Origin of the sequence: Pseudomonas sp. NFACC39-1 (genome assembly GCF_900110355.1) — a bacterium.
Classification (GTDB): Bacteria; Pseudomonadota; Gammaproteobacteria; order Pseudomonadales; family Pseudomonadaceae; genus Aquipseudomonas; species Aquipseudomonas tehranensis.
In genome coordinates this window covers 516,096-531,951 of record NZ_FODL01000004.1, presented here as the reverse complement: position 1 = coordinate 531,951, position 15,856 = coordinate 516,096, and the positions used below count along the sequence as shown (strand labels likewise).

The 15,856-nt window shown below is 58.5% G+C and carries 12 protein-coding genes; 2 read left to right on the top strand and 10 right to left on the bottom strand.

The annotated features are described in order from the left end of the window. Positions 1-59: 59 nt before the first annotated feature. The 5 genes from BMY45_RS11815 to kdpF form a co-directional block, all read right to left on the bottom strand. On the bottom strand, positions 60-2,711 hold the full coding sequence (locus tag BMY45_RS11815) for a sensor histidine kinase (RefSeq protein WP_092397693.1): 2,652 nt from the start codon (positions 2,709-2,711) through the stop codon (positions 60-62). A 245-nt stretch (positions 2,712-2,956) separates the two neighbouring features. After that, entirely contained in the window at positions 2,957-3,502 is a 546-nt protein-coding gene (gene kdpC, locus BMY45_RS11810; RefSeq protein ID WP_092397691.1) for a potassium-transporting ATPase subunit KdpC, read from the bottom strand. A 228-nt stretch (positions 3,503-3,730) separates the two neighbouring features. Next, positions 3,731-5,785, bottom strand: a complete 2,055-nt coding sequence (gene kdpB, locus BMY45_RS11805) for a potassium-transporting ATPase subunit KdpB (protein WP_092397689.1) — start codon at positions 5,783-5,785, stop codon at positions 3,731-3,733. A 10-nt stretch (positions 5,786-5,795) separates the two neighbouring features. Beyond that, on the bottom strand, positions 5,796-7,490 hold the full coding sequence (gene kdpA, locus BMY45_RS11800; protein ID WP_092397687.1) for a potassium-transporting ATPase subunit KdpA: 1,695 nt from the start codon (positions 7,488-7,490) through the stop codon (positions 5,796-5,798). A gap of 8 nt (positions 7,491-7,498) precedes the next feature. Continuing rightward, complete coding sequence (gene kdpF / locus BMY45_RS11795; RefSeq protein ID WP_092397685.1) at positions 7,499-7,588, bottom strand: K(+)-transporting ATPase subunit F; 90 nt, start codon at positions 7,586-7,588, stop codon at positions 7,499-7,501. 405 nt (positions 7,589-7,993) lie between these two features. On the opposite strand from kdpF, the gene eat reads away from it, so the two are divergent. Next, the gene (gene eat / locus BMY45_RS11790) at positions 7,994-9,358 is read left to right on the top strand and encodes an ethanolamine permease (protein ID WP_092397683.1); all 1,365 of its coding nucleotides are present in this window, start codon (positions 7,994-7,996) and stop codon (positions 9,356-9,358) included. Between the two features lie 119 nt (positions 9,359-9,477). Further along, positions 9,478-9,645 carry a DUF2897 family protein gene (locus tag BMY45_RS11785; RefSeq protein ID WP_092397681.1) on the top strand — a complete coding sequence of 56 codons (168 nt, stop codon included), beginning with the start codon at positions 9,478-9,480 and terminating at the stop codon, positions 9,643-9,645. Positions 9,646-9,827: 182 nt separating this feature from the next. On the opposite strand, the gene BMY45_RS11780 is transcribed toward BMY45_RS11785, so the two are convergent. From BMY45_RS11780 to BMY45_RS11760, 5 genes are all read right to left on the bottom strand, one after another. Continuing rightward, positions 9,828-10,679 (bottom strand): urea carboxylase-associated family protein, encoded by an 852-nt coding sequence (locus BMY45_RS11780; RefSeq protein WP_092397679.1) that lies wholly within the window; start codon positions 10,677-10,679, stop codon positions 9,828-9,830. 155 nt (positions 10,680-10,834) lie between these two features. After that, positions 10,835-11,170 carry a ComEA family DNA-binding protein gene (locus BMY45_RS11775; RefSeq protein ID WP_092397677.1) on the bottom strand — a complete coding sequence of 112 codons (336 nt, stop codon included), beginning with the start codon at positions 11,168-11,170 and terminating at the stop codon, positions 10,835-10,837. Positions 11,171-11,284: 114 nt separating this feature from the next. Further along, on the bottom strand, positions 11,285-13,279 hold the full coding sequence (locus BMY45_RS11770; RefSeq protein WP_092397675.1) for a polysaccharide biosynthesis protein: 1,995 nt from the start codon (positions 13,277-13,279) through the stop codon (positions 11,285-11,287). 90 nt (positions 13,280-13,369) lie between these two features. After that, positions 13,370-14,407 (bottom strand): MraY family glycosyltransferase, encoded by a 1,038-nt coding sequence (locus BMY45_RS11765; RefSeq protein WP_092397672.1) that lies wholly within the window; start codon positions 14,405-14,407, stop codon positions 13,370-13,372. A 218-nt stretch (positions 14,408-14,625) separates the two neighbouring features. Beyond that, complete coding sequence (locus BMY45_RS11760) at positions 14,626-15,804, bottom strand: DegT/DnrJ/EryC1/StrS family aminotransferase (RefSeq protein ID WP_092397670.1); 1,179 nt, start codon at positions 15,802-15,804, stop codon at positions 14,626-14,628. Positions 15,805-15,856 lie beyond the last annotated feature (52 nt).

The window sequence follows — 15,856 nt, the reverse complement described above, 5'->3', positions numbered from 1 at the left end:
CCGTTCAATGCAATCAGGTGGAAAGGCAATCAGATGGAAAGAGAGTAACCCAGCGCCGCTCAGGCTTCATCGTCCAGGCCCGGTTGTGTCTGTAATGGCAGGTGCAGGGTGATGCAGGTACCGCGCCCGTCCAGGCCAGTGTCCACGCTGATCCGCCCGCCATGGGCACCGACCATGCCCTGACAGATCGCCAGCCCCAGCCCCGTCCCCTGCCCACCACGATCCCCGCGCGCAGCGGTATAGAACATGTCGAAGATTTTCTCGCGCTCTTCTTCAGGGATCCCGGGCCCCTCGTCGGCCACGGCGAAAAACACTTCGCTGTCCGTCGCCCCTGCGCTCAGCAGCAGTCGCCCGTGAGTCGGTGAAAATCGTGCGGCGTTCTCCAGCACGTTCACCAAGGCCTGTTCGATCAACGCCGCGTGAACATACAACAACGGCAACTCGGCAGGCACTTCGATGCCCACCGTCAACGGTGCCAGCACCGCCCGCAGCCGGCTCAACGCGCTGCCGACAATATCGGCCGGCGATACCCAGTCCCGCGCCAGCTTCAGAGCCCCATGGCCGAGACGAGTCATGTCCAGCAAGTTCTGGATATAGCGATCCAGGCGCTCAGCTTCATCACGGGTGCCTTCCAGCAGTTCGCGGCGATCGGCCAGCGGGATCGCCTCTCCCAACGCCAACAGACTGTCGATACTGCCGCGCATGGAGGTCAGCGGCGTGCGCAAATCGTGGGACACCGACGCCAACAACGCACTGCGCAGTTGCTCCGTTTCGCCGTGCAGGCGCGCTGCTTCCAGATCCTGGGCCAGTTGCGCCCGAGCCAGGGCCTGCGCCAGTGGCTGACTGAGGGCCGCCAACAGACGACGCCGCTGGCCGCTCAACGGCTTGCCTTCTTTCGGGCAAACGCCCAGCAACGCCAGCGGGCCCTCCTCTGTCGACAACGGCCACCACCACCAGCGTCCAGACGGCAGTGTCCCGGTGCCGGCGCCGGCCGGTTGGTCGTGTTGCCAAGCCCAATCGGCGGCCGCGCGTTCAGCTTCGGTGAAAGTCAACGGTTCAGTCGTCTCGACCTTCCAGCCGCCCTGGCCGTCACGGTTGAGCAGGCACAGTTGCAGGTCGTGCCAACCGTTGAGGTGTTGCGCGGCGGCGCTGATCACCGCCTGGCGGTCGGTGGCGGCGGTCAATTTACGGGACAGGTCAAGCAGCTCGCCGGTTTCCTGCTGGGTCTCGCGCAGCGCCTGCAACTGACGTCGCTGGCGCGCCGCAAGATTGCCGGTCAGGGCGGCCATGAGCAAGAAGAACACCAGGGTGAGCACGTCTTCTTCACGCTGGATGGTGAAGGAAAAATTCGGTGGGATGAACAGAAAGTCATAGGCCAGGAACGACAGCGCCGCACAGGCCAGCGCCGGGCCGAGGCTGCTGCGAACCGCCACCAGCAACACCGCCATCAGAAACACCAGGGAAATGTTGGGCAAGGGAAGAAGCCCGGAGACCCCCCAAGCCAGCGCACTGGCCGCCGTCGTCGCCAACAGCGCCAGCACGTAGTCGAAACCGCTCAGGACAGCATTTGAACGCACGCGGGCCGCCGGGGGCTGTTGATCGCGGTCCAGGACGTTGATTTCCAGCCCCATGGCGTCGCGCAGCAAACGCGAAGCCAAGCCACCACCGAACAGCCGCCGGCGCAGACGCCGTCTGGACTGTCCCACCAGCACCAGCGTGGCGCGACGTTCGGTGGCGTGCTGGATCAGGGTCCTGGCGACTTCACCGGCCCGTAGCAGCACCACTTCCCCGCCCAGGCGCTCGGCCAACTGCTGGGCGTTTTGCAGGCGCTGGCGCGATGGCTCGTCCCGCGTGCTGCCGTTGTCCACGTGTACCAGGCTCCAGGGAAGATGCCGACGCTGGGCGACACGGCTGGCGTGGCGTACCAGACGCTCGGCCTGGTCATCACCGTCGACCCCCACCAACAATCGCCCCCGCACCGCCGGAGCCGCCTGGCCCAGTTGCCGATAGCCTTGGGCAAGATCGTTGTCCACCTGGGCCGCGGCGGTTTGCATGGCCAGCTCACGCAATGCGGTGAGGTTGGTCTGGCTGAAAAATGCATCGATCGCGGCGCGCGCCTGTTCCGGCACATACACCTTGCCATCGCGCAGGCGCTCCAGCAGCTCGCGCGGTGGCAGGTCAATCAACAGTAGTTCATCGGCCTCTTGCAGGACCCAGTCGGGCAGCGTCTCGCGAACCTGCACGCCGGTGATACCGCGCACCTGATCGTTGAGACTTTCCAGATGCTGGACGTTGACGGTGGTGTAGACATCGATGCCGGCGGCCAGCAACTCCTGAATGTCTTGCCAGCGTTTGGCGTGACGGCTGCCGGGCGCGTTGCTGTGGGCTAGTTCGTCCACCAGCACCAAGGCCGGTCGAGTCGCGAGCAAACCATCAAGGTCCATTTCCTCGAGCATCACACCGCGATACTCCGAACGCACCAGCGGCTGCTGCACCAGGCCGCCGAGCAACGCCTCAGTCTCACTGCGGCCGTGAGTCTCCACCACGCCGGCAACCACCCTGACACCCTGGCGCAGTTGCGTGTGGGCCGCCTGTAGCATGGCGTAGGTCTTGCCGACACCCGGCGAAGCGCCCAGGAAGACCTTGAGCCGACCACGATCGTTACGGGGCAGCTTGGCTAACAGTGCGTCGGCGCGGCCGGAGTCGCTCATGTGTTCGGGTTCTCTTTCATATGTTGATCAAACGCCCTGTGGGAGCGAGTCCTTGTGGGAGCAAGCCCTGTGGAAAAGCAGGCCTTGTGGGAGCAAGCCCTGTGGGAGCAAAGCTTGCTCGCGATCAGGACGACACGGTTTAACTGCGGAACCGCGTTATCGTTCATCGCGAGCAAGCTTTGCTCCCACAGACGTTGCTCTCACAGGTTCCACTTTGCTCCCACAGGCTCCACTCCCACAGGGGTCTACAGTTTTTCCAGCGCCAGGTTCAACGCCAGCACATTTACCACCGGCGGCCCAACCAATGGATGCTCGATGTGAGCGTCGAGCAGTTGCTGTACGGTTGACACAGGCAGATGGCGTGCGGCGGCGACACGCGCCAGTTGATAGGCAATCGCTGCCGGTGGCAAGTGCGGATCCAGTCCGCTGCCCGAGGTGGTCAACAGCGCCAACGGCACCGGGCCTTGATCGGGTACTTGCAATGCCTGGGCGTCCTCGATCACCCGTGCGGCCAGGGCCGGATTGCTCGGGGAAAAGTTGCTGGCGCCGCTGGCTACCGTGGCGAAATCACCCGCCGATGGACGTGGATGGAACCAGGCATCGCCCTGGAAATCCTGGGCGATCAAGCGGGAGCCGCGAACCTTGCCGTCGGCATCAACGATCAGGCTGCCGTTGGCCTGGGCGGGAAAGGCGACTTGCGCCACGCCCGTGACCAGCAAGGGGTACGCGACGCCGGTGATCAGGGTCATCAGAAGCAATAGGCTCAGGGCCGGGCGTATCAGAGTGGACATCTCAAAAATCCTCGAATCCGAAAAACAGTTAACTTCCAGGCATACATTGTGGCGAGGGAACTCGTTCCCGCTGGGCCTGTAGGAGCTGTCGAGTGCAACGAGGCTGCGATCTTTCCCTTGCCAATTGAGCCTGAAGCGAAAGAGCAAGATCAAAAGATCGCAGGCTTCGTCAGCTCCTACACCCAGCGGTGCGGTGCGGCGTTTCAGCGGTGCATCTCGATCACTACGTCAAACCAACCCCAACGCCGTCAGCAACAGGTCGATCGCCTTGATGCCCACAAACGGCACCACGATCCCGCCCAACCCATAAATCAATAGATTGCGCCGCAGCAGCGCCGCCGCGCTGGCGGCCTGCACCCGCACGCCACGCAACGCCAACGGGATCAGCACCACGATGATCAAGGCGTTGAACACAATGGCCGACAGAATCGCGCTTTGCGGGCTGCTCAGGTGCATCACGTTCAGCACACCCAGTTGTGGATAAATCGAAGCAAATAGCGCCGGCAGGATAGCGAAGTACTTGGCGATGTCGTTGGCGATGGAAAACGTCGTCAAGGCCCCACGGGTCACCAGCAGTTCCTTGCCGATTTGCACCACGTCCAGCAACTTGGTCGGATCGCTGTCCAGATCGACCATGTTGGCCGCCTCTCGCGCCGCCTGTGTGCCGTCGTTCATCGCCATGCCGACATCAGCCTGGGCCAGGGCCGGCGCATCGTTGGCGCCGTCACCACACATGGCCACCAGACGACCGTCATTCTGCTCATGTCGGATGCGAGCCAGTTTTTTCTCCGGTGTGGCCTCGGCCAGCACGTCATCGACGCCGGCCTCGGCAGCAATGGCGGCGGCGGTCAGTGGGTTGTCGCCGGTGACCATCACCGTGCGAATCCCCAACTTGCGCAGCTCGGCAAAGCGCTCTCGGATACCGGGCTTGACCACGTCCTTCAGATGAATCGCCCCCAGCAGCTTGCCGTCGACGCACACCAACAATGGAGTGCCGCCGCTCTGGGCGATCTTGTCCACCTCCCGCGCCAGGGCAGGTGGCAGTTCGCTTTTCGACAGGCCGATAAAACTCAGCAGCGAATCCACGGCGCCCTTGCGGTACACCCGGCCCTGATAATCGACACCGGACAATCGGGTTTCGGCACTGAACGGCACGGCGGTCAGCCGTTCGACGCCCGGCTCGGGTTGCGAATGCAACCCCCGCAGGTACTCGACAATGGACTTGCCCTCCGCTGTGTCGTCGGCCAACGAAGCGAATAGCGCACCTTCGCTCAACGCCTCGACGCTCACGCCAGGCGCGGCGTGAACCGCGGCACAGCGACGATTGCCGAAGGTGATGGTGCCGGTCTTGTCCAGCATCAGCACATGCACGTCCCCCGCCGCTTCCACGGCGCGGCCGGACTTGGCGATCACGTTCAGGCGCACCAGTCGATCCATCCCGGCGATGCCGATGGCCGACAGCAGCCCGCCGATGGTGGTGGGAATCAACGTCACCAACAGCGCCACCAGAAACACCAGCGGCAGATTACCGTTGGCGAAATGCGCGAACGGCTGCAGCGTCACCACCACCAACAGGAAGATCAGCGTCAGGCCGATCAGCAGAATATCCAGCGCCACTTCGTTGGGCGTCTTCTGGCGTTTGGCGCCTTCGACGAGGGCAATCATGCGGTCCAGGGTGGATTCGCCGGGGTTACTGGTGACGCGCACCAGCAGCCAGTCGGAGACCAGGCGCGTGTTGCCGGTGACGGCTGAACGGTCGCCGCCGGATTCGCGGATGACCGGGGCCGATTCGCCCGTAATCGCCGCCTCGTTCACTGCTGCGATGCCTTCGATCACTTCGCCGTCACCGGGGATCATCTCCCCTGCTTCGACGCGTACCACGTCGCCCTTTCGCAGGCTGGTGGCGGGTATGACCTCAAAGCCGTTGGCCGTCTGGCGGCGTGCGCTCAGGCCCTCGCTACCGGCCTTGAGGCTGTCTGCCCGGGCCTTGCCGCGCCCCTCGGCCAGGGCTTCGGCAAAGTTGGCGAACAGCACCGTGAACCATAGCCACAGGGCAATTTGCGCGGCGACAAAAGTCGGCACGCTGCTGTCCGGAACGAAACACAACACCGTGGTGAGAATCGCGGTCAACTCCACCACCAGCATCACCGGGGCGCGGTGCAACTGGCGCGGGTCGAGCTTGACGAAGGCTTGCACCAGCGCCGGCCGCCACAAGGCCGAGATCGCGGTTTTCGGTTGCTCCGGCGCCTTGGCGACGACGGTTTTGCTCATTGGCATATTCATCATCAGATCCTCAGAAACCCAGGCTCAGGTGTTCGGCAATCGGCCCAAGGGCCAGGGTCGGCAGGAAGGTCAGGCCGCCCACCAACAGGATGGTCACGGTGAGCAGAGTCACGAACAGCGGGCCGTGGGTCGGAAAGCTGTTCGGGCCGATCGGCGCGGTTTTCTTCAGCGCCAGGCTACCGGCCAAGGCCAGCACCGGCAGGATGTAGCCGAAACGACCGATCAACATGCCCAGGCCCAGCATCAGATTGTGGAAGGGTGTGTTGGCACCAAAACCGGCGAAGGCCGAACCGTTGTTCGCACCCGCCGAGGTGTAGGCATACAACAACTGACTGAAGCCATGGGCGCCAGGGTTGCTCACCGCTGCAGCAGGCCCGGGCAGGCTGGCAGCAATGGCCCCCAGCCCCAGCACGCTCACCGGCATGACCAACAGGGTCACCACCAGCAGTTGCACTTCCCTGGCAGCGAGCTTCTTGCCCAGGTATTCCGGGGTACGACCGATCATCAATCCAGCCAGGAACACCGCGATCAGCACGTTCAGCAGCATCCCGTAGAGTCCCGCGCCGACGCCGCCGAAAATGACTTCGCCAACCATCATGTTCACCAGCGAGACCATGCCGCTGAGCGGGTTGAGGCTGTCATGCATGCCATTGACCGAGCCGTTGGATGCCGCCGTGGTGGTGACGGACCACAGCACCGTGGCCGTGGTACCAAAACGCGCCTCCTTGCCCTCCAGTGGCGCGGTCTGCTCCACGGCCACATTGTTCAGCGCCGGGTTGGGTTGGGATTCGGCCCACAACGACGTGGCGCCGCCGATCAGAAACAGTGCGAGCATGCAGGCGATGATCGCCCGGCTCTGGCGCAGGTCCTTGACGTAGTGGCCGAAGGTGAACACCAGCGCCGCAGGAATCAGGATGATTGACGCGACTTCGAACAGGTTGCTCCAGGCCGTCGGGTTCTCGAAGGGATGCGCCGAATTGACGCCGAAGAAGCCGCCGCCATTGGTACCCAGTTGCTTGATCGCGATCTGGCTGGCGGCCGGGCCCAATGGAATCACCTGGTCCGCGCCCTGCATCGTCACCCCGTGCACATAGTGCGCGAAGGTTTGCGGCACGCCCTGCCACACCAGAAACAGGGCCAGCAACAGGCACAGTGGTAACAATCCGTAGAGGGTGGCGCGGGTCATGTCGACCCAGAAGTTACCCAGTGTCGCGGCGGATTTGCGCCCGATCCCGCGACACAGCGCCACCAGCACGGCCAGGCCAGTGGCAGCGCTGACAAAGTTCTGCACGGCCAGGCCAAGCATCTGACTCAGGTAGCTCAACGACGCTTCACCGCTGTAGGACTGCCAGTTGGTATTGGTGGTGAAACTCACCGCCGTGTTGAATGCCTGGGTCCATTCCATACCCGGCACTTTTTCGGGGTTGAGTGGCAAATGCCCCTGTAACAGCAGGATGGCGAACAACAGCGAAAACCCGGCCAGGTTGAAGGCGAGCAGAGCCAGGGTGTATTTCTGCCAGCTCTGCTCCACAGCCGGATCGACGCCGGCCACGCGATAGCAACCACGCTCAACCGGGCCAAGAACAGGTGAAAGCCAGGTGCGCTGGCCCTCCATCACCCGGTAGTAAAAACGTCCCAGAAACGGTGCAGGGATCAGCACCAGCGCGAAGAAGGCGAGGATCAGCCCGTAGTCATAACCGTGCATAACCACTCCTAGTTCCGATCCGCGCGCAACAGCGCAACCAGTAGATAAATGAACAGCGCCGCTGCCAGCAACAGCGACACCCCGTCCAGAAGGCTCATGGGATTTCTCCGTGGTACGGCGTCATGCCGTGTGTGGAGTGATTGTCGGCAGGGAGGGTGTAAAGGAACGAGATCGAGAGAGGGGTTGGGGGATAAAGAATGTGTAAAAAAGGGGTTTGTGGTTGGCTGGGCGGGCCTCATCGCGAGCAGGCTCGCTCCCACAGGGGATCGTCAGTGGAGGCAAATTCGCTATTCACAACAGATCAAATGTGGGAGCGAGCCTGCTCGCGATGAGGCCCGCCCCGGCGCTGACGCTCCGAACTGGAGCACAAAATCAGGCCATCAGGCAGCGAACATCCCCGATACGACACAATTTCACCCATTACGACCACAGCCGCCACACTGGCACGCCCACTGCACTGCCCCACCCCAGCGCTTTTGCTATGGATCGAGGGGGAGCCACCGATGAACACACAACTCAAACCCACCCTGGGCACCCTGCATTTATGGGGCATTGCTGTCGGGCTGGTGATCTCCGGCGAGTATTTTGGCTGGAGCTACGGCTGGGGCGTTGCCGGAACGCTGGGCTTTCTGGTGACATCGTTCATGGTCGCGGCCATGTACACCTGCTTCATCTTCAGCTTCACCGAGCTGACCACCGCCATCCCCCACGCTGGCGGACCGTTCGCCTACAGCCGCCGGGCCTTTGGAGAGAAAGGTGGGTTAGTCGCCGGCCTGGCCACACTGATCGAATTCGTCTTCGCACCACCGGCCATCGCCCTGGCCATCGGTGCCTACCTGAACGTGCAATTCCCGGCCCTGGACCCGAAACACGCGGCGGTCGGTGCCTATATCGTGTTCATGACCCTGAACATCCTTGGGGTAAAACTGGCGGCAACCTTCGAGCTGATCGTCTGCGTGCTGGCGGTGGCCGAGTTGCTGGTGTTCATGGGCGTGGTCGCCCCGGCGTTCAGCTTCAGCAGCTTCGCCTTGAACGGCTGGGCCGGTTCCGACGTGTTCGGCGCGCCGGCCATCGCCGGAATGTTCGCCGCCATCCCCTTCGCCATCTGGTTCTTCCTGGCCATTGAAGGCGCCGCCATGGCCGCCGAAGAAGCCAAGGACCCGAAACGCACAATTCCCAAGGCCTACATCAGCGGCATCCTGACCCTGGTGTTCCTGGCCATGGGCGTGATGTTCTTCGCCGGAGGCGTGGGCGACTGGCGCACCCTGTCCAACATCAACGACCCGCTGCCCCAAGCCATGAAAACCGTAGTCGGCGAAAGCTCCGGCTGGTTGCACATGCTGGTGTGGATCGGCCTGTTCGGTCTGGTGGCGAGCTTCCACGGCATCATCCTCGGCTACTCGCGGCAGTTCTTCGCCCTCGCCCGCGCCGGCTACCTGCCCGCCTCCCTCGCCAAACTGTCGCGCTTCCAGACCCCGCACCGCGCCATCATCGCCGGCGGCCTGATCGGCATCGCGGCGATCTACAGCGACGGCCTGATCAACCTCGGCGGCATGACCCTGACCGCCGCCATGATCACCATGGCGGTGTTCGGCGCCATCGTCATGTACATCATGAGCATGCTCAGCCTGTTCAAACTGCGTAAAACCGAACCCAACCTGGAACGCACCTTCCGCGCCCCGGGCTACCCGATCATCCCCGGTATCGCCCTGGTACTGGCAGTGGTGTGCCTGGTGGCGATGGCCTGGTTCAACGCGCTGATCGGGCTGATCTTCCTTGGCTTCATGGCAGTGGGCTTCCTGTACTTCATGCTCACCGCGCAACTGCGCGCCGATGCCCCGGCCGATGCCATGCTCACCGGGCTTTAAGGTGAATCCGGCACAACGGGCGTAGTATGGAACCACTGCGAACAACCTTCGCTCATAAGTGGTAGGGGCGATGGACAGGCGAAATCTTCGCCGTCCCTCGCCCCCTCAAGGAGAACCCTATGCCCTGGTATGCCTGGTTAATTCTGATCGTTGCAATCGGCTCGATCGTGGGTGGCTTGATGATGCTGCGCGACACCGCCCACAAGGTCGAACTGACGGATGAACAACGCAAGCGTGTTGCCGAACGCAATGCCGAGGCGGATGCGAAAGAGGCCAAGGACCGTTGAGCTGCACGCCGCTTTTGTGGCTGTTGGGCCTGCCCTGTAGGAGCTGTCGAGTGCAACGAGGCTGCGATCCTTCCCCTCTCAATTGAGTCTGGAGCGAAGATCAAAAGATCGCAGGCTTCGCCAGCTCCTACAAAACCCAGCGGGAGCAAGCTCCCTCGCCACAAAAACCAGCACTTGCTACATCACTGCTCCCAATCCGCCTTGGCAATCTGCAAGCCATGCAGCCCCTTGTAAGCCGCCCGCTCAGGCTGGCTCCAGCCCGTCAGCAATGAATCCTCCAACCGATAGATCTCCACCCCCAACGGCCGACAGACACTGAGGGGATCCTGCGCATCCGGCCCCCACATCGCCAGCGACAGATCGCCGCCGGGGCAAGTGGACAAGGCACACAGCAAATCGATCTCGGCAAAAAACTCCAGATAATCGCCCTTCTTCGCCGGACAGGCCTTCATGAAGTACATGTCGTCATGATTGAGCCCAGTACATTGGAAAATATTCAGCACGTCATGCACATCGAACTCGGTCAGGCCATGGGGCAATACCGCACGGGTTAGGTTCGAGTGGCAATGATGGTGGAAATCCTCGCCGGTCAGCATCCTGTTCACGTACGGATCACAGCGAGTACCCAGCAGGTCGTGCAACCGTCCACCGTGCTCGTCGATGCCATAATCGGCCAGACTGTCATCAGTAATGGTCACCAATGGCCGCAGGAACGGCAGGTTCGACCACAGCCGATCATGAGTGCTGACATGAGCACCCTGCAGCTGGCGCGTGCGCGCCGCCCAAAGACGCTCCCTCGGATCGTGGGCGTTCCACACGTTGAAGTCCCCCACCTGCGGGCCCACCGGAGTCGTAACGCGAAACACATGACCGGCGGGTACGTGCCAAGCGCGTCCGGTACGGATGGGTACCTCGAACTGTTCGATCAGGGTGCGCTTGTCCTGCTGGGTGCGGATGCGGTCGTAGAAGGGTTTGTCCACTTGCAGGGCCGAGCCTTTGCTGACTTGGTAGGCGGCTGGGTAGTTTTTGTGCATGGGGTGGGTCCTTGATCAGTGAAATGGCCAGGGGCGGGAATCGTCAAAAGCATATCCTGCACCTCTTTGCTCGGCCTTAAAACCGGGCCCGGGTTACCACCAGCCTGAACGCAAAAAGGCCAGTCATAGTTGACCGGCCTTTTCAGCATCACACCTCAGTTCACTTCCAGCTTGTCGCGATTCCTGTCGAGAATCGCCTTGCCAATCCCCTTAACCTCCAGCAGCTCTTCCACCGATGAGAAGGCGCCATTACTCTCACGATACGCAACAATCGCCTCCGCCTTGGCCCTGCCTATCCCCGCCAGTTCGCGTTGCAGCGTAGCGGCATCCGCCCCGTTAAGATCCACCTTGGCGCTTTGCGATTTAGCCGAAATTTCCAATGCCTGCGGGGTCGCCGTCGTCTCGGGCTTGACCGCAGGCGCAGCGATAACAGCTATAGAAGCGCTGGTCAGAAGGGCAAAAACCAGAGAGTAGAAATAGCCTGTACGCATAAATGACGCTCCATGACATCGTTAAGAGAGAAGCAGCTTTTCCGACGCTGCTTCTCAAACTTAGGCGATGATTGGGGGCTGTCAAAAGTGTGTACGTTACAGGTTGTGTAACAATCAGGGTTCGAGGCGACGTTGCTGGTAGATCCAGTCGACGATCTCACCGTCCGGGGCGTAGCCACTGACAGTATCACGCAGCAACTGACGGACTCTCGCGTAGTCATCGTGTTCGATGGCAGCCAGCAGCTCCGTCAGCCGGGCCTTGAGCACGTCCCAAGGCAGGTGATCTTCGTTGGCACTCATGATCATCGGATGCGGGGTCGCGACAACGTTATCGCCAATCAGCAACTCCTCGTATAGCTTCTCGCCAGGACGCAGACCTGTGAACTCGACTGAAATGTCTCCATGAGGGTTCTTTTCCGAACGGACGCTCAAGCCAGACAGGTGAATCATCTTTTCCGCCAGCTCGATAATTTTTACCGGTTCGCCCATGTCCAGTACAAATACATCCCCACCCAAGCCCATGGAACCGGCCTGAATCACCAACTGCGCGGCCTCTGGAATGGTCATGAAATAACGCGTGATCTTGGGATGCGTAACGGTTAAAGGGCCGCCGGACTTGATCTGCTTATGGAACAGAGGAATAACCGACCCTGACGAGCCCAGTACATTGCCGAACCGGACCATGGTGAAGCGGGTTTTATTAACCCGCGAGACATTGGACTTATCGCCAAACAGCACTGGCGCCAGTTCACGGCTCAGGGCCTGCAAGGTCAGTTCTGCAAGGCGCTTGGTGCTGCCCATCACGTTGGTAGGGCGCACGGCTTTGTCGGTGGAAATCAATACAAAATTCGATACGCCCGCCTGCAACGCGGCTTGTGCGGTGTTCAACGTCCCGATCACGTTGTTCAAGACACCTTCGGCAATATTGTGCTCAACCATGGGCACATGCTTATAAGCGGCGGCGTGATAGACCGTGTCAACATTCCAGGTCTTCATCACGTCCAGCAACTTGTGTTGATCGCGCACCGAACCCAGGATGGGGAGCAAGCGGACAGATAATGATTCCCGCGCGATTCGCGGCTCGAGTTCAGACAGAATACTGTAGAGATTGAATTCACTATGCTCGAATAGCAGCAGCGTAGTTGGCTTGAGCGCGAGAATTTGTCGACAAAGCTCAGAACCAATCGAACCTCCCGCACCAGTGACCAGAACCGACTGCCCGGCGATGCAATGCTCAAGCAAGTCAGCTTGTGCAGGCACAGGATCGCGGCCAAGAAGATCCGCAATATCCACTTCCTGGATGTCGTCGACCTTGACCCGGCCACTCGCCAAATCCATGAAGCCGGGAACACTGCGCACATGCAGCGGGAAACCTTCAAGCAACGTCAATATTTCTCGACGACGACCTCGTGACGAGGACGGAACCGCCAGCAAGATTTCCTGCGCGCCGGTCGCGTCAATCATCTTTTGAATATGTTTGGGTTGGTAGACCTGCAGTCCGGCGATCACACGGTCTGCGATGCTGCGATCATCATCAATGAACGCGACCGGACGCATCACCCGCCCCATACGCAATGCCGCGACGAGCTGGTTACCGGCGGAACCAGCACCGTATATGGCAACTTTGGGTAAACCGTCGTCACGGTTAGTGAAGGGTACATGCTGGGCTGCGGTGAACCAGTCGCCCAGAAAGTATTGGCGCATCATGAGGCGCAAACCGCCGATCATGATTAGGCTGAGCCACCAGTAATTGAAAATGATGGAGCGTGGCACCACGGTTTTATGGTTGCTGTACCAATACACCAAGAGAGCCAACAACAAGGCAGAGAGACTGACTGCCTTGCAGATAGTGATCAGCGCGTCATTGCCGAAATAACGCATGACGGCGCGGTACATGCCAAAGCGGATGAAAATCGGGATAGCGATGAGCGGAGCAGATGCGAAAAGCCAGAGATGCGTTTCGATCGGGCTCGCCAAGGCGTCGACACCGAGTCGAACGACGAATGCCAGCCATAGGGCGATCCAAACCAAAATGATATCGGTAACCAATTGGATTGCTCGTTTGTGGCGCCTAGGCAATCCCAGCATGTTAGCTCTCAACCTATCCATAACCCCTTTACGCACCTTGTGCTGCTCCTAAAAAAAACCATCTCATTGTACCTCTCGAAGTCAAGCGAGGCTTAATAAAACGACCGTTAGCTATTCTGGACTAGTGAACGCGTTACGTTTCTCTGCCTCACCACTCCGAAACCAAAATGCCAGCACAATCAGGGGAGTATATGCGACTGCCAACCCTACAGCGCCATCCAAACCCCATAAGATTACACATGCAGCCACCGGCAATAGCCAAAAGAAATTTATAACGGCTACAGCCAAAGTGACATAAATATGGCTCCCGAATCGCCGAGAAGCAAACTGATAAGCATGACTCCTATGGGCCTCATAGAACTTCTCACCATTTAGAAGCCGCCGTAATAAGGTTACAGTTGCATCTACAATAAAAACGCCAAGCAGAATGAGCCAAACCCACAAAAACTCAGGGTATATCCACGCTGCTTGTAATGAAAAAACACCCAAGGTTAAACCCAAAAAACCACTTCCCCCATCCCCCATGAAAATACGAGCAACTGGGAAATTCCAAAACAAAAAACCCAACACCGCCATTGCGAGCACCAATGGAGCCACAATCAAACTGTCAAACCCAGATAATCGATACAATATACAAGCTGCCAAGCACACGGAAATAGCTTGAACACTCGCAATACCGTTGATACCATCCATAAAATTGTAGAGATTCAACATCCAAACTAAGTAAACGGTGGCAAACACATAGCCCAACTGCCCCATAACTAGACTTAAACCAAATACATCTATCGCGGGAATACCATTAAGATAAAATATTATCCAACCTGAGGCTAAAAAATGCCCAAACAATCTCCAACGAACAGCGATAGGCTTATGATCATCTAGGAACCCGAGCAACGCAACAGCTACACCAGCGACCAACAACTCCCATAAAGTCATCCACGTCAAAAAATCCATAAATGCCAGGACGACCATCCCGAGAGCAAAGCTCAAAACGATTGCAATACCGCCGCCTCGAGGAGTTGGAGTACAGTGAGAACTACGCTCGGCTGGTAAATCTAAGACACCCTTATAGATCGCATAATTACGCACAACACCAGATAAAAAAGCAGATAGCACAACAGTCATCAGCAGCAAAAAAAAAAGGCCCATATACGTACCTTCGAAAAACGGCCAACACCAAATTAGTACAGCCCCATCAACAGCATAAACTAAAAACCCTGCTAAGAACCTGAATGGCTAGATATAACAACGACCCAAAACAAAAAACATCTTGGGCCACTATTAAAATTCAAGCTTGCAGCGTAACGCCAAGTTTAGACCCACTATTACCATAACATCGAAAAAGGTCAGCGTAATAGGCCATTAAACTAAACGTTAGTAGCTTCATTCATTACACGCTTTAAAACATCACAGGTTTTAGCTATTTCGACCTCGGTTAGTGTGGGATGCACCATAAACATCAGACTGGTTTCACCTAATTCCTTCGCTACAATTAGCCGTTCGGCAGGTCGAAAACTAGTATTATTGAAGGCTTTCTCAAGATACACCTCAGAACATGACCCTGAAAAACATGGTACGCCTTGAGCAGCGATTTCGGTTAAAATCCGATCGCGACTCCAATTAGCTTTTAGCATATGTGGCTGGACAAACACGTAACACTTGTACGCAGCGTGAACAACATATTCGGGGATTATTGGAACTCGTAAGGCATCGCATGTCCGTGCGCACTCCCAAATCTGGCGAGCGTTATTTAGACGACGAGCTTGCCAATCCACCATACGTCGCAATTGGATGCGACCTATAACAGCCTGGACTTCCAGCATACGCCAGTTAGTCCCAAAACTATCGTGGAGCCAACGAAAACCTGGCGGGTGCTCATGCTCGTAAACTGCTTCCCAACTCTTGCCATGATCTTTGAATGACCACATACGGGACCACAGTTCACGGTCATTAGTAGTGACCATTCCACCCTCGCCACCCGTGGTTATTATTTTATCTTGGCAAAAAGACCACGCGCCAATATCCCCTATCGAACCGACCGGTCTCCCTTTATAGAGAGCACCATGAGCTTGAGCGCAATCCTCGATAACTTTAATACCAAACTCTTTTGCTAAAGAGATGATTGGATCCATATCACAAGGCCAGCCGGCTAAATGGACGCATATAAAAGCGCGAGTGCGCGAGGTCAATACGGCACGAATTGAGTCCGAGGTAAAATTTTGTGTTTCGCGGTCTACATCTGCGAACACTGGAACCGCGCCGCAATTAACTATACTGGACACAGATGCTAAAAAAGTCCGTGGCGTGACAATTACCTCATCTCCGACGCCGATACCCAATGCCTTTAGCGCTAAATCTAACGCGACTGTACCGTTAGCAACGGCGACAGCATGGCTTACCTGAGCCCAGGTCGCAAACTCCTTCTCAAACTCGCGACACTCCTGTCCTGTCCAATAGTTGACCTTATTAGACAATATAGCGGTATGCACCGCATCCGCTTCTTCTTCGCTAAAAGAAGGCCAAGGTGAAAATGGCGTATTTAGCACAATCTATACCTATATAAATTAATACCATCCCGAGCGAACCAATCCAAATCAG

What these genes read in the sequence shown, in the direction of transcription:
- BMY45_RS11815 (WP_092397693.1), bottom strand. Translation starts at nt 2,711, where the DNA reads ATGAGCGACTCCGGCCGCGCCGACGCACTGTTAGCCAAGCTGCCCCGT.
- kdpC (WP_092397691.1), bottom strand. Translation starts at nt 3,502, where the DNA reads ATGTCCACTCTGATACGCCCGGCCCTGAGCCTATTGCTTCTGATGACC.
- kdpB (WP_092397689.1), bottom strand. Translation starts at nt 5,785, where the DNA reads ATGAATATGCCAATGAGCAAAACCGTCGTCGCCAAGGCGCCGGAGCAA.
- kdpA (WP_092397687.1), bottom strand. Translation starts at nt 7,490, where the DNA reads ATGCACGGTTATGACTACGGGCTGATCCTCGCCTTCTTCGCGCTGGTG.
- kdpF (WP_092397685.1), bottom strand. Translation starts at nt 7,588, where the DNA reads ATGAGCCTTCTGGACGGGGTGTCGCTGTTGCTGGCAGCGGCGCTGTTC.
- eat (WP_092397683.1), top strand. Translation starts at nt 7,994, where the DNA reads ATGAACACACAACTCAAACCCACCCTGGGCACCCTGCATTTATGGGGC.
- BMY45_RS11785 (WP_092397681.1), top strand. Translation starts at nt 9,478, where the DNA reads ATGCCCTGGTATGCCTGGTTAATTCTGATCGTTGCAATCGGCTCGATC.
- BMY45_RS11780 (WP_092397679.1), bottom strand. Translation starts at nt 10,679, where the DNA reads ATGCACAAAAACTACCCAGCCGCCTACCAAGTCAGCAAAGGCTCGGCC.
- BMY45_RS11775 (WP_092397677.1), bottom strand. Translation starts at nt 11,170, where the DNA reads ATGCGTACAGGCTATTTCTACTCTCTGGTTTTTGCCCTTCTGACCAGC.
- BMY45_RS11770 (WP_092397675.1), bottom strand. Translation starts at nt 13,279, where the DNA reads ATGGATAGGTTGAGAGCTAACATGCTGGGATTGCCTAGGCGCCACAAA.
- BMY45_RS11765 (WP_092397672.1), bottom strand. Translation starts at nt 14,407, where the DNA reads ATGGGCCTTTTTTTTTTGCTGCTGATGACTGTTGTGCTATCTGCTTTT.